At 70.7% G+C, this 13,439-nt stretch carries 10 protein-coding genes; 8 read left to right on the top strand and 2 right to left on the bottom strand.

All coding sequences use genetic code 11. The features are described from left to right. The first annotated feature begins 497 nt into the window (after positions 1-497). Positions 498-1,469, top strand: a complete 972-nt coding sequence (locus tag OG609_RS36685) for a YHYH protein (RefSeq protein WP_327276768.1) — start codon at positions 498-500, stop codon at positions 1,467-1,469. A 440-nt stretch (positions 1,470-1,909) separates the two neighbouring features. On the opposite strand, the gene OG609_RS36680 is transcribed toward OG609_RS36685, so the two are convergent. Continuing rightward, positions 1,910-3,058, bottom strand: coding sequence for a GTP-binding protein (locus OG609_RS36680; RefSeq protein ID WP_327276767.1), 1,149 nt, complete (start codon positions 3,056-3,058; stop codon positions 1,910-1,912). A 321-nt stretch (positions 3,059-3,379) separates the two neighbouring features. On the opposite strand from OG609_RS36680, the gene OG609_RS36675 reads away from it, so the two are divergent. The 3 genes from OG609_RS36675 (at position 3,380) to OG609_RS36665 (ending at position 7,317) form a co-directional block, all read left to right on the top strand. After that, positions 3,380-3,859: a DUF6643 family protein gene (locus OG609_RS36675; protein ID WP_327276766.1), complete on the top strand. Its 480-nt coding sequence runs from the start codon at positions 3,380-3,382 to the stop codon at positions 3,857-3,859. A gap of 270 nt (positions 3,860-4,129) precedes the next feature. Further along, complete coding sequence (locus tag OG609_RS36670; protein WP_327276765.1) at positions 4,130-4,726, top strand: Rv1733c family protein; 597 nt, start codon at positions 4,130-4,132, stop codon at positions 4,724-4,726. Positions 4,727-4,878: 152 nt separating this feature from the next. Continuing rightward, a complete protein-coding gene (locus OG609_RS36665) occupies positions 4,879-7,317 on the top strand; it encodes a right-handed parallel beta-helix repeat-containing protein (protein WP_327276764.1) in 2,439 nt (812 codons plus the stop codon). Here the strand turns inward: OG609_RS36665 and OG609_RS36660 are convergent. After that, positions 7,287-9,596 carry a hypothetical protein gene (locus OG609_RS36660; protein ID WP_442818091.1) on the bottom strand — a complete coding sequence of 770 codons (2,310 nt, stop codon included), beginning with the start codon at positions 9,594-9,596 and terminating at the stop codon, positions 7,287-7,289. The two genes, OG609_RS36665 and OG609_RS36660, sit on opposite strands and share 31 nt — an antisense overlap. A gap of 270 nt (positions 9,597-9,866) precedes the next feature. On the opposite strand from OG609_RS36660, the gene OG609_RS36655 reads away from it, so the two are divergent. The 4 genes from OG609_RS36655 (at position 9,867) to OG609_RS36640 (ending at position 13,414) form a co-directional block, all read left to right on the top strand. Beyond that, a complete protein-coding gene (locus OG609_RS36655) occupies positions 9,867-10,703 on the top strand; it encodes a DeoR/GlpR family DNA-binding transcription regulator (RefSeq protein ID WP_327276762.1) in 837 nt (278 codons plus the stop codon). A gap of 65 nt (positions 10,704-10,768) precedes the next feature. Beyond that, positions 10,769-11,221: an SRPBCC family protein gene (locus OG609_RS36650; protein ID WP_327276761.1), complete on the top strand. Its 453-nt coding sequence runs from the start codon at positions 10,769-10,771 to the stop codon at positions 11,219-11,221. A gap of 114 nt (positions 11,222-11,335) precedes the next feature. Further along, the gene (locus OG609_RS36645; RefSeq protein WP_327276760.1) at positions 11,336-12,832 is read left to right on the top strand and encodes an SDR family oxidoreductase; all 1,497 of its coding nucleotides are present in this window, start codon (positions 11,336-11,338) and stop codon (positions 12,830-12,832) included. Between the two features lie 102 nt (positions 12,833-12,934). Then, positions 12,935-13,414: an SRPBCC family protein gene (locus tag OG609_RS36640; protein WP_327276759.1), complete on the top strand. Its 480-nt coding sequence runs from the start codon at positions 12,935-12,937 to the stop codon at positions 13,412-13,414. The last annotated feature ends 25 nt before the right edge of the window (positions 13,415-13,439 follow it).

Below are 13,439 nucleotides of genomic sequence, written 5' to 3'. Positions count from 1 at the left end.
GTGTGTGACTGGGGTCAGCGCCGCGGTGCGGGTCTGAAGACGGGTGCGGTCGCCGCCGGAGTGGCCGGTTGAGTGCTGTTGCTCCAGTGCGGCACGCTGACCGTGCCGAGGCTGGGCGGCACTGAGGCGCGTAGGTGTAGGCCGGCGAGGTAGCTGTCCGGGGCTTGTCGTGTCGGGTGGCGATGCCTCGCTAGGCCTGACAGACGGTCAGAACACTTATTTTTGATCCTTGGTATGGCTTGGCCGGCCTGCCCCGGGCCAGGCTGGGTGCTCACTCGGTTGCCCGTTCGTGTCAGCGGGACGACGGCATGCGGGCGTGGTGAGGTGGTGCAGGCGGCGGGGACAGGGGCCGCTGGTGTGACGTCTTCCGATCCATGTCGAGATGGGGAGCATCCATGCACGGCGTGCTCAAATCTGTTGCGGTGGCGGCCAGTGCGGTCTGCGCGCTACTGGGTCCGGCGATGCCCCCGGCCGGCTCCGCTGCTGTGCCTCATCCCGTGCGGGCTGCCACGGACGCGCGCGGCGGGGGAGACGGCAGCCTGATCACACGCCTGCACACACCCCCCACCGGCACGTCGATCGCATCCCCCGCCCGCAACACCCTCTACGCCTGCCAAGGGGGGACCCTCACCCGGCCCGACCGCCCGTGGATCGACGCATACGGCGTGATCGATGTACTCAAGCGCCCTTTCGTGTCGGGAACCATGCACTGGCGCAGCAATCTGCGGGTGACGACGACCGCTACCAAGAGGCGCTTCAAGGGCAACGGGCTCCCGGACCATCCCACCGGGCACTTCCCCGTCCAGAAGGGCACCCCCGCCTACAAGTACTACGCGGAGATCCCCGCGCACGGGTACCCCAACGCCGCCGCGATCCCCATCAAGCCGTGGAACCTCGACGTCACCGTTCCGCGCAATCCGACCGTCGAGGCGACGCCCACCTGTATCGACCAGCTGACGACCGGGATGGCTCTGGCCGGCGGCACCTTTCACCTGGAGGTGGCCACCGACGCCGAGGACCGCCCGGTCGACCCCAACGCGGCCCTGCCTCTCGACCGCTGCTGGGGCCATCCGTACGCGACGCAGTACCACTACCACGGCCCCTCGCAGACCTGCTTCGGCAAGGCTTCAAGAAGGCCTGCGAACGCCCGTACCCGGCACTCACCGCTCGTGGGATACGCCATCGACGGCTTCGGGATCTACGGGCCGCGCGGCGAGGACGGAGAGATCGTCAGGAACAGGGATCTGGACGTCTGCCACGGTCACACACACGCGATCATGTGGGACGGCAAGAAGGTCGTCATGTACCACTACCACCTCAACGGAGAGTATCCGTACTCCATCGGATGCTTCCGGGGGAAGCCGGTGACGGTCCCCGGGTCCGGGCACGGCTGGTGCCACCAGTGGAAACCGACTCCGGCCGCGACCGGGTCCGGCGTGGAAAGCCCCGGCAGACGGAGAGGTTACTGACCCACGAAGCTTTCGTCGTCGAGGGCACGGAATCCCAGACTTGGCGAGGGCTGGTAGTCAAGCAGCCATGGCCTGGGGGCTGGCGTGTTCCGTGGGTATCGGGCTGCACGGTGATCGTGATGTGGTCCTCCGCGCTGCGCAGCCGCTTGGCGGCCCGGTCGGCGTCGTGGGCGGTGACGACGAGGAGTCCGATGCATGCGACGTCAACGTCGCCGGCGAGCGGAAGGGTCACGTGGTCACCGGTCTCGGTGATCCAGCTGATCTGCTCCAGCCACCGACATGCCCATCAGGACCATCCGGCGCTACGCCGAGCTCGTCACCGCAGGACCCGGCAACGAGCAGGAACGGCTCGCGCTCCTGGAGTCGCACCACGCCGACGTGGCCGCCTGGATCGCCGAGCTGCAGGACAACCTCGAGATCGTCGACCACAAGATCGACGTCTACCGGGGCAGACTCGCCGCCGACGACGCCGGCCAGCTGTGGGCCCCAACCGCCTGGCCCGCCGATGACAGCGCGGAACCCCGGTGGCGAGCCGCTGCGCCCCGGGGTCCCGCACCACAGTCCGCCTCAGCGCTCGCTGTCCAGGTAGGCCATCTGCCACTCCGCGTAGCGCGTCCCGGAGACGGCCTCAGGAAGACGCGACGCGCTCCAGGGCCGCCACGGCGGTGTCCTTCGCCGTGGGGCGCGACCACATGGAGGTTCCGGACCCGGTCGCGGAAGAAGGAGCCGTCGGTCTGGTGGACGTCCATCTGCTGCCGCTCGGCGAGCGTCCCGCCGAAGCAGCGGACGGGGGCGTTCCTCTCGCCCCGCTCGTTCCGTCCGATGGCGAACACCGAGGCGGACAGATCCGGTCCATCCGACGGCGGCTCCAGCAACTCCCTGAGCACCGACCGCAGTCCGTCCATGCCCGCACCGGTGATGGAGGAGCCGAACACGACCGGCTGAAGCAGCCCGGCATTCGTCTGGGCCCGTAGTTCCGCGCGACCGGGGCACCTGTCGGCCACCAGTTGCTCCAACAGCTTCTCGTCGTTCTCCGCGAGGCGTTCGGCCCACTGCCGCCGGATGTCGGCACCGGACAGCTCCGCCGGGGCGAAGCCCGCCTCCGGCGTTCGCGGATAGACCGGAACTCTCGTCGCCAGCGGCAGCAGACCAGGCTTGCCGGAGAGCTCGTCCAGCACTTCCGGACCCGCCGCGCCGACGCAGTCGAGCTTGTTGACGAACACGACCGCCGGGAGCCGGAGCCGTTCGATGACGCGGTACAGCGCCCCGATCTGCGGCTGCACTCCTTCGGGAGCCGAAGGCACCAGGATCACCGTGTCCACAGCCATCGGACCTCGCTCGACCTCGGCGACGAAGTCGGCGTGTCCGGGAGTGTCGACGAGGTTGAACTGAAGGTCCTTGTCCCGGAAGCACGCCACGGCCGCCCGGACGGTGATCCCCCGAGCGCGCTCGATCGCGTTCGAGTCGGTCTGTGTCGTGTCTTCATCCACACTGCCGATGTGCCGACTGGCGCCGCACTCGAACAGCAGCCGCTCCGTCAGGCTCGTCTCTCCCGCGTCGACGTGCGCGAGTACGCCCAGGTTGAGCATACTTCCGGCGTCGCATCGCGTGCCGTCCCGCTCATCGTCGGCTGGACGCGCACCAGCTCCTCGGCCGACCCCATGCCGGCCATCAGGCCGTTCTGCCCCGGGGTCGCGGCCCTCCGCCCTGGCGAGTGCCGCGCGGGTGTCGCCCTTGCGGCACATCCGACACTTGTCGTCAGCCATGGGGCCCTCCACCGGGAAAGCCCCCGCTGCCAATGGAAGCCTTGACGATGTTTTAGCAGGTCAGGCGGACAGAACCAGCGTAAAACGGATGACCCCAAGATTGGGACTCCCCAACCAGCACATCGTGGGCTTAACTTAGGTGTTATGACCTCCCCCCGCTCCACCTACGGCGGCGGCTACTACGCCGCACCGTCGTTCCCCGAAACTCCGATCTACGACTCCCTGGTCGCGGAGCGGGGCACCCCTCAGATCGCTCCGATCCGAGTGCCTGCCGTCTATGACACCGGCAACAGCTATCTGCCGGCTCTCCCGGCAGCGCTGCCGGCTCTTCCCGCGGCGCCTTCCCAGCCCAATCCGTCGTACGGCTACCAGCAGCCGGCCCAGCAGGGCTACGCGCCGATGCAGCCCGCACAGCTGCAGCACGCCCCGGCGCCGTACATCCCGCAGCAGCCGACCGCGGCCCGCGGCGGGTACCAGGCGCCCTATCCGCCGCAACCGCAGCAGCAGCGGCCCGCGCCCGGCACCGGTTACGAGGCGATGCGTCCGGCGTCACCGCGCCCCGCCCCGGCACCCTCGCCCTACGAGGACCCGTACAACCGCCCGTACCAGGGCCGGGGGTACTGAGCCGGGAATCGCACACGGTCGCACGAGGTCGCCGTCGAGCCATGGGGACTCGATGGCGACCTCGGTGTTCCCGCACCGGCAGCACTGCCCCTCGGTCGCGCACGCCCCGGACGGGCCGTCAGCCCGGATCTGTGGGGAAGGGGAACTCGGCGGGGCAGTCCGTGCGTTGGCCAGGGTGAGGTTGCTCTCTCTTCGCTGCTCCGGCGAGCGAAGCGTGCCGTATCAGGTTAAGACGGATACGGAAGGGGGTGCAGGACTGTGCGAGCGGTTATGGGAGTGTGGCGTTGGCGGCGCAATCCCCTGCGCCGCGCCACTGACCGGCGCGAGGCGTGGGTGGCTCTTGTCGCACTGCTTCTCATGGTGCTGGCGGCACCGGCAGTGGGTTGGGTGTGCGGTTCGCTCACGGACGACGCCCTGCAGAAATCGGTGCGGGCCCAGCAGGCACAGCGTCGTACCACTGCCGCGATCGTGGTGCGCCGGGCCCCGGCAGCATCACGTCTCGTCACCGATCCCGAAGTGTCCTCGGAGCGCACCACCCAGACCTCGGTGGTGGCGCGCTGGAAGGCCCCGGACGGCACGGACCGCCGCGGTACGGTGACCACCTCCTCCCGCAAGACGGATCCCGGGGCCGTGGTGAAGATCTGGACAGACCTCGATGGCCGCCCCGCGCTACGGCCCATGGACGCTCCGACGGCTCATACGCATGCGGCGCTGGCCGGGCTCGGGGCGATGCTGCTCGCCGTCGGACTGGTCGAGGGCGGCCGACGCCTGATCGTCCGGCGCATGGTGCGGGGGCGGTACACCCTGATCGACAGAGCCTGGGCGAAGGCCGGTCCGGACTGGGGCAGGACGGGGACCGGCAGCTGATCAGCTGCCGATCGGGTCAACTCCCGCCCGCCGCGCGCGCTACGGTGGACCGGCCCGCCCGCTTCCTCGGTGGGCGGGCCCGGGGTTCGTCGCTGCCGCAAGGCCGGTGACACGGGCATCACACACGCACGAGGTGGGGGCACAACAGCGCCATGGCACAGGGCACGGTCCAGGTGACGCACACCGGCACATCGCGGTGGCGGCGCCGCACAGGCGAATACGCCTCCCTCACCGCAGCCCTGGAGGCCGCGGCCGACGGTGATGTCCTCACCGTCGCGCCGGGCACCTACCGGGAGAATCTGGTCCTGCATCGCGCGGTGACGCTGCGCGGCCCCGAGGGCTCGGTCGGTTCCGTTCGGATCGCACCGGTCGACGGCGTGCCGCTGACCGTCCGTGCCTCCGCCGTCGTCTCGGACCTGCATGTGGAGGGTCAGGACTCGACGGCCCCGGCGCTGCTCGTCGAGGACGGCGCGCCGGAGCTCTCGGATCTGCGGATCGTCACGCGTTCGGCCGCCGGGATCGAGGTGCGCGGTGCGGCCCGGCCGACCGTACGCCGCTGCACGGTCGACAACCCGGCCGGGGTCGGCATCGCTGTACTCGACGGTGCAGGCGGGGTGTTCGAACAGTGCGAGGTCGTCTCGGCCGGCCAGTCCGGTGTCTCGGTACGTGACGGTGCGCATCCGCGGCTGGAGCGCTGCCGGATCCACCACGCATCGGGTGCGGGGCTGAGTGTCACCGGTGAGGGCAGCGGTCTGGAGGCCGTCGGCTGCGAGGTGTACGAGATCAAGGGCAGTGGGATACAGGTGACCGCTCGCGCGGCCGCCCACCTCACCGACTGCACGGTGCACCGCACTTCGGCGGACGGGGTCACGCTCGACACCGACGCCGTGCTGACGCTCGCCGACTGCGACATCCACGACATCCCGGAGAACGCCGTGGATCTGCGTTCCCGTTCGGTCCTCACCCTGACCCGCTCCACGGTGCGCCGGTTCGGCCGCAACGGCCTGTCTGTCTGGGACCCCGGCACCCGTGTCGACGCCAACCAGTGCGAAATCCATGACAGTACGGGCGATTACCCGGCGGTCTGGGTGAGCGACGGGGCGACCGTGATACTGGACTCCTGCCGGGTCCACGACGTACCGGACGCCATCTTCGTGCTCGACCGGGGATCGCGCGCCGATGTGGTCGACAGCGATCTGTCCCAGGTCCGCAATACCGCGGTGTCGGTGAGCGACGGGGCGACCGCCCAGCTCGACGACTGCCGCATCCGTGAGGCGTCCACCGGCGCCTGGTTCCGCGATCACGGCAGCGGCGGCACGCTGAACAACTGCACCATCGACGCCGCGCAGACCGGAGTGATCGTCACCAAGGGCGCCGACCCGACGATCGAGCGCTGCACGGTCACCTCCCCCGCCGAGGCCGGTTTCTACGTCTCCGCCGAGGGCCGCGGCACCTTCCACAGCTGCCGGGTCACCGGAAGCGAGGGCTATGGCTTCCATGTGATGGATGGCTGTCGTACGACTCTGACCCGTTGCCGTACCGAGCGGTGTTCCCGCGGTGGATACGAGTTCGCCGAAGGCGGGGCCGCCCACGGCGACGGCACGGGAGCGGGACCCGTCGTGGAGGACTGCACCAGCGACGAGAGCGCGCTGCGCTCCCCCGCTCCCCCGGCCCCGACCGTGCTGACGGCGACCCAGTCGGCCCCCGGGCTGCTCGGCACGGTCCCCGGGCCGCGTGCCGTGGAGCCCGCACCGGCCGAGGTGCCCGCCGCCGAGCCGGTACGCGCGTCGGACGCCGTCCTCGGGGAACTGGACACGCTGGTGGGCCTGGACAGCGTGAAGCGGGAGGTGCGCGCCCTCACCGACATGATCGAGGTCGGCCGTCGGCGTCAGGAGGCCGGGCTCAAGGCCGCGTCGGTCCGGCGCCATCTCGTCTTCACCGGCTCCCCCGGCACCGGCAAGACCACCGTGGCCCGGCTGTACGGCGAGATCCTCGCCTCGCTCGGGGTACTGGAGCGCGGCCATCTGATCGAGGTGTCCCGCGTCGATCTGGTCGGTGAGCACATCGGCTCCACTGCCATCCGCACCCAGGAGGCATTCGACCGGGCGCGCGGCGGGGTGTTGTTCGTCGACGAGGCCTACGCCCTGTCACCCGAGGACTCCGGCCGGGACTTCGGCCGGGAAGCGATAGACACACTCGTGAAGCTGATGGAGGACCACCGGGACGCAGTGGTCGTCATCGTCGCCGGGTACACCCGTGAGATGGAGCGGTTCCTCACCGTCAACCCCGGTGTGGCATCCCGTTTCTCGCGGACCATCACCTTCAGCGACTACGAGCCCGCCGAGCTGCTGCGGATCGTCGAGCAGCAGGCCGACGAGCACGAGTACAACCTGGCGTCCGGGGCCGGGGAAGCGCTGCTGAAGTACTTCACGGAGCTTCCCAAGGGCCCGGCCTTCGGCAATGGGCGGACGGCTCGGCAGACCTTCGAGTCGATGGTGGAGCGGCATGCGGGCCGGGTCGCCCAGCTCGCCGAGCCGAGCACGGACGACCTCACGCTGCTCTACCCGGAGGATCTGCCGGAGCTTCCCTGAGCCGACGGGGTGTCCTGGGCCCCCTCCCCGTCGGCCTGGCGCGGCAGGACCGGTGCCAGCCGGTCCAGCAGTGCGGTCCGCTCCTGGGCGAAGACCGGGTCGGCCTGGTAGTCCGAGTGCCCCAGAACGGGTTCGGGCAGCGGATGTTCGGGGGTGCGCCCGTAGACCAGGGGGTCCTTCAGCGGCCCCCGGTCCACCTCGGGCCCCGGTCCCTCGTCGAGTCGCACCCGGCCACCGATCGGGTCGGTGGCCCGCCAGAGGTTGCGCCAGCAGTGCACGGACCGGTGCAGTCCGTGCAGCGGTGCGGGGCCGAAGTAGGCCGGGAACCAGCGCGCGTACAGTCGCTCGATCGGCGAGCCGTAGGTGAGCAGGGCGACCCGGCTCCTGGTCTCGGCGGACAGCTGCCAGACCGCGGACGCTGCGAGGACGCTGCCCTGGGAGTGGCCGGAGATGACGAGCCTGCCGCGGGTCTGTCCGGTCCAGCCGGACATCCGTGACGCCAGATCGGGGACGGCGCGCTCGGCGTAGCAGGGAGGTGCGAAGGGGTGGGCGGCGCGGGGCCAGAACGTACCGACGTCCCAGAGGATGCCGATGGTGCGCCGGGCGGAGGCGTCGCGGTAGGCACGCCGTCCCCAGGTGACGAAGAGTATGAAGCCGAGTCCGACCATCCAGGAGCCGGTCGACTGGGCCGCTTCGGCCACGGACTCGACGAACGGGCCGCTTCCCTCCATCGCGAGCCCGGGCACCTCACCGCTCGCCCAGGCCCCGCCGACCGCCGCCGCACCGAGCAGCAGCGCGGCGCCGGAGACCGGTCCGAGGATCCAGGGCGCGGAATCGGTGAGGGCTGCCGTGGCCCGGATCCGGGCGATCTGCCGGGTCCGGGCGGCATCCGGCCGCTCCTGCCCGTACTCCCGGTCGACCTCGGGTTCCAGGGCGCGGGCGGCGAGCCAGGTGCGTACGAGCAGCAGAAGGCCGGGTACCGCCAGCAGCACCAGGAGCACGGGGATGACCGAGGCCTGCCAGCTGAGCAGCACCGGCGGTCCTTCGATGGCGGAGTTCCTGCCCATGCCCGGGGTGCCGGAGCCGTCGAGCCAGTCGGCGACGCGCTGGGCGACCCCGCCGGTCATGACGCCGCCGAGAGCGCACGCGAGCATGGCGACGGCCGGTCCGCCGAGTCCGTACATGACGGTGCGGGGTTCGGGGGTCCGGCGGTACAGGCCCAGCGACACCACCGCGAGGACGACGACGAGCGCCCCCTGGCCGAGCGTGACGACGCTGAAGGCGACATCGCCTGGCAGGGCCCCCACAGAGACCCAGGCGGGGCGCGACCAGGCCGCGTACACCGCGGCGAGGACGAGCAGGGCCAGGGCGGCACCGGGCAGATAGGTGATGAGGGCATGGTCGAGCCCGTTGTCGAGACGTCGTTCGCTGCGGCCGCGGCGGCAGACGACCCAGAGCACGACGAGCGCGCCCAGGACCAGCGCCGCCTCGATCAGCCTGCCGAGGATCTCGGGCACGGGGCCGGTGACTGCGCGGTCGTGGCGGGCCGCGGCGCCCGCGACCGATGCGGCGACGGTGAGGAATCCGGCGGCGGTGTGGGCGGCGCGCAGCCGGGCGACCAGCCGGCGGCCGTACCAGAATCCGGGCCGGCCGAGAGCCGGGCGACCGCCGACCTCGGTGCCGGAGGTGTTCACGTCGTGAGCGGTCTCGGTGTCGACGTCATCCGGTTCGGATCCGGTGAGCGGGCGCTGCGATTCGTACGCGCTCCATGTCCGGTTGGACAGGAACCAGAGCAGCCCCACCAGGGCGGTGGGCACCAGAGAGGCAAGGGCGAGCCTTCGGCCCGGCTGGGACCACCAGCCGCCCTGTGCCGTCGACAGGAAGCCCAGCCAGGACCGCCGGTTCGAGCAGTCCGGCACGCCCGCGCACTGCCAGGCCGTCAGATCGAGTGCGACCTCGCACGCCGCCGCGGTCAGCAGGACCGTGAGGCTGAGGGCGACGAGCCGGACGAGGACGCCGTACAGGCGCACCGCGCGGGTACGGCCCCGGGCGGTGGGGCGCATCCAGTGGGCGAGGTTGACCACCATGAACGGGAGCAACAACAGCCACAGGGCGCGGGAGCCGTTGCCGGATGTCAGGTTGGACCAGCAGTAGGCCTCGGCGATGGGCCGGTCGCGGTACCGCTCCGGGTGCTGTTCGGCGTCCATGTCCCCGGCGCGGCGGTAGATGGCAGCGGTCGCGTCGCCGGTGACCCGCACCGGACGCGGATCGTCGAGCATCTCCTGCGGGGTGGCTCCGCCCACGCCATGGACCAGTAGTTCCAGCGCGGGCCCCGGACTCTGCGGGGCCTGGGTGACAGGTGGCACTGGAGTGACTCGCTCTCTCGGTGTGGGGGGTGCTGATGCACGGTCACCAGAATCACGGAAGAGGGCCGGTGTACGCGCCGCTCTCACGGAATCTCCCCAGTGCGACGGCCTACGACACCGCGTGGCAGGATGACCCCGTCCGAAGAGACTGTTGTACGGCCAGTGGGAAGGACCGGACCGGCGTTGAGCGAGAATCAGAACCTGCTCGCGGAGCAGCGGCGCGCCCTGATCCTCGACGAGGTACGCAGGCGTGGCGGGGTCCGGGTCAATGAGCTGACCCGCAAGCTGAGCGTCTCCGACATGACTGTCCGCCGGGATCTGGACGCGCTGGCTCGCCAGGGTGTGATCGAGAAGGTGCACGGCGGGGCCGTTCCGGTGGTCGAGGCCAGCACGCACGAGCCCGGTTTCGAGGCCAAGTCGGCTCTGGAGCTGACTGCCAAGGAGGACATCGCGCAGGCGGCCGCGGCCATGGCGGTGCCCGGCAGCGCCATCGCGCTCTCCGGCGGTACGACGACATATGCGCTCGCCCAACAGCTGCTGGACGTACCGGATCTGACGGTGGTGACCAACTCGGTGCGGGTCGCCGATGTGTTCCACTCCGCGCAGCGGTCGGGGGCTGCGGGCGGGGCGCGTACCGGGGCGGCCACGGTGGTGCTCACCGGTGGGGTGCGGACCCCGTCGGACTCGCTGGTCGGCCCGGTCGCCGATCAGGCGATCGCCTCGCTCCACTTCGATGTGCTGTTCCTCGGGGTGCACGGAATCTCGGTGGAGGCCGGTCTTTCGACGCCGAATCTGGCGGAGGCCGAGACCAACCGCCGTTTCGTCCAGTCGGCGCGGCGTGTGGTGGTGGTCGCCGACCACACCAAGTGGGGCAAGGTGGGCCTGAGTTCGTTCGCGACTCTGGAGCAGGTGGACACGTTCGTGACGGACGCGGGTCTGTCGGCCGCCGCCCGTGAGGAGATCGAGGAGCACCTTCCGGGCTTGCTGGTGACGGGCCGCATCGCGGACGCCGACTCCTGAACCGTGGGCCGGTACGTGGATTCCGCTCAGCTCGCGATGGGCGGTGCACGGCCTAGGATCGTGCTGTGGCCGTCTTCCGGATCGAGCGCTTCACTTCTCTGCCCGCAGCCGAGTCCTGGCGCCGGGTGACGGACTGGGAACGGCACGCGGAGCATGTACCGCTGACCACGATCACCGTTCCCACAGGGCTGACGACCCGGATCGGAACCGTTTTGGTGGCGCGCACGGGTGTGGGGCCGCTGGGGTTCGACGATCCGATGGAAGTGGTGCGGTGGACACCGCCCGCAGCCGGGCGCGCGGGGCTGTGCCGACTGGAGAAGCGCGGTTCGCTGGTACTGGGCCGGGCCTCGATCGATGTGTATCCGACAGATTCCGGATCGCATGTGGTGTGGGTGGAGGAGCTGACTGTCCGGCTGCTGCCGCGATGGGCCGATCCGTTGCTCGCCGGAGCAGGCCGCCGGGTCTTCGGCCGGGTGCTGGACGGCATACTTGACCGTCCGGCGCGGCCGCATCCGTAGGTGGCCGCGGTTGCGCGGGGCCGGTGGCGGTGCGGTGCACCCGGGTAGCCGGGTGCCGCCGTTCGGAGTGCTCCACCGGGCCCCGTACGGCGGTCCGGTGGAAGACTCGGGCGGGTGAGCGAATCCTCCGGTGGTACACAGCTGCGTTCTCTGGTGACCGGTGCTTCCGGGTACATCGGCGGCAGGCTGGTGCCCGCACTCCTCGACGCCGGCCACCAGGTGCGCGCGCTGGCCAGGACGCCGCGGAAACTGCGTGACCACCCGTGGGCGGAACGGGTCGAGGTGGTCGAGGGGGATGTCTCCGACGCTGCCTCCGTGCGGGCGGCGATGCGGGACATGGATGTGGCGTACTACCTGGTGCACGCGCTCGGCTCCGGACCCGGATTCGAGGAGACGGACCGCGAGGCTGCCCGGATCTTCGGTGAGCAGGCACGGGCTGCGGGAGTCGGCCGGATCGTCTACCTCGGCGGGCTCACTCCGGCCGGGGTGCCTGAACGGGAACTGTCACCGCATCTGCGGTCGCGGGCCGAGGTGGGACGCATTCTGCTGGATTCCGGGGTACCGACGGCCGTCCTGCGGGCTGCGGTCATCATCGGATCGGGCTCGGCATCGTTCGAGATCCTGCGTCATCTCACCGAACGGTTGCCGGTGATGATCACCCCGAGCTGGGTACGCACATCGATCCAGCCGGTCGCGGTACGGGACGTGGTGCGGTATCTCGTCCGATGCGCCCAGCTGCCGGCCGACGTGAACCGTACGTTCGACATCGGCGGCCCGGACGTCATGACGTACCGGGACATGATGCAGCGGTACGCCGCGGTCGCCGGACTGCCGCACCGAGTGATCCTCCCCGTACCGGTGCTCACCCCGGGACTCTCCAGTCTCTGGATCGGCCTGGTGACACCGGTGCCGCCTTCCATCGCCCGGCCGCTGGCGCAGTCGCTGCGCCACGAGGTGGTCTGTCACGAGCGCGACATCGCCCGGTACGTACCCGATCCGGCCGGCGGCACCATCGGCTTCGATCAGGCGCTGCGGCTGGCGCTCCAGCGGATCAAGGATGCCCGGGTCGATACCCGCTGGTCGTCCGCGGCGGTGCCCGGTGCTCCCAGTGACCCGTTGCCCACCGACCCCGACTGGTCCGGCGGCAGTCTCTACAGCGACGAACGGGAACTCACGGTGCCGGTGGCGCCGGACGCGCTCTGGCGGGTGATCGAGGGCATCGGCGGCGAGAACGGCTGGTACTCCTTCCCGCTGGCCTGGGCCGTGAGGGGCTGGCTCGACCGGATCGTCGGTGGCGTCGGGCTGCGGCGCGGGCGGCGGGACGCGCAGCGGCTGCGGGTGGGCGACTCATTGGACTTCTGGCGCGTGGAGGAGATCGTTCCGGGTGAGCTGCTGCGGCTGCGCGCGGAGATGCGGCTGCCCGGTCCGGCCTGGCTCGAACTGTCTGTGGACCGCAACGAGCAGGGGCGGACGGTCTATCGACAACGGGCGCTGTTCCATCCGCACGGACTGCTCGGCCACGCCTACTGGTGGAGCGTGTGGCCGTTCCACTCGGTGGTGTTCGGCGGTATGGCCCGCAACATCATCGCAGCCGCACGGGCGGCCCCGTAGCACTCTGCCGCGTAATGCCCTTGTGGACAGGGACATCTGACGATGTGCCAGCTATGGTGTGCGCTACCCCGCCCGCCGCCGACCGCACGGGAGGTGCGATCCGTGCCACGCCGACTCCGTTCCGTGGAACTCGACTTCGTCGAGTCCGCTCCACTGCGACTGGTCTTCGCCGCCGAGGTGTCAGCGCCTCCCGAGGTGGTCTACCGTGCGCTCGCCGATGATGTGGCGGGCTGGCCCAGCTGGTTCACCTCGGTGACTGCGGCCCGGCCCACCGAGGACGGCGCAGGTCGCGAGGTCCGGCTCAAAGGCGGCGCGGTGTTGCGCGAGACGATCATCGCGGCGGCACCCGGCGAGCGGTACGTCTACCGAGTCGACGAGTCGAACGCCCCTGGTCTGCTGGCCCTGTTGGAGGAGTGGCGGCTCACCCCGGCCGGGACCGGGACGCAGGTGCAGTGGACGTTCGCCGCGGACGGTTCCGCGCCCTTCCGGTTCGCCCTGCGGCTGGGCCGGTCGGGGGTGGGCCGGGCTTTCCGGGACGCGGTACGCAATCTCGACAGGCGGCTGACCGGGCCCACGGCCTGAGAGCGGCCGCGGACCGGGTGCGCCG

Source organism: Streptomyces sp. NBC_01224, from assembly GCF_036002945.1.
Lineage (GTDB): Bacteria > Actinomycetota > Actinomycetes > Streptomycetales > Streptomycetaceae > Streptomyces.
This window is presented reverse-complemented; position numbering and strand designations above follow the sequence as displayed.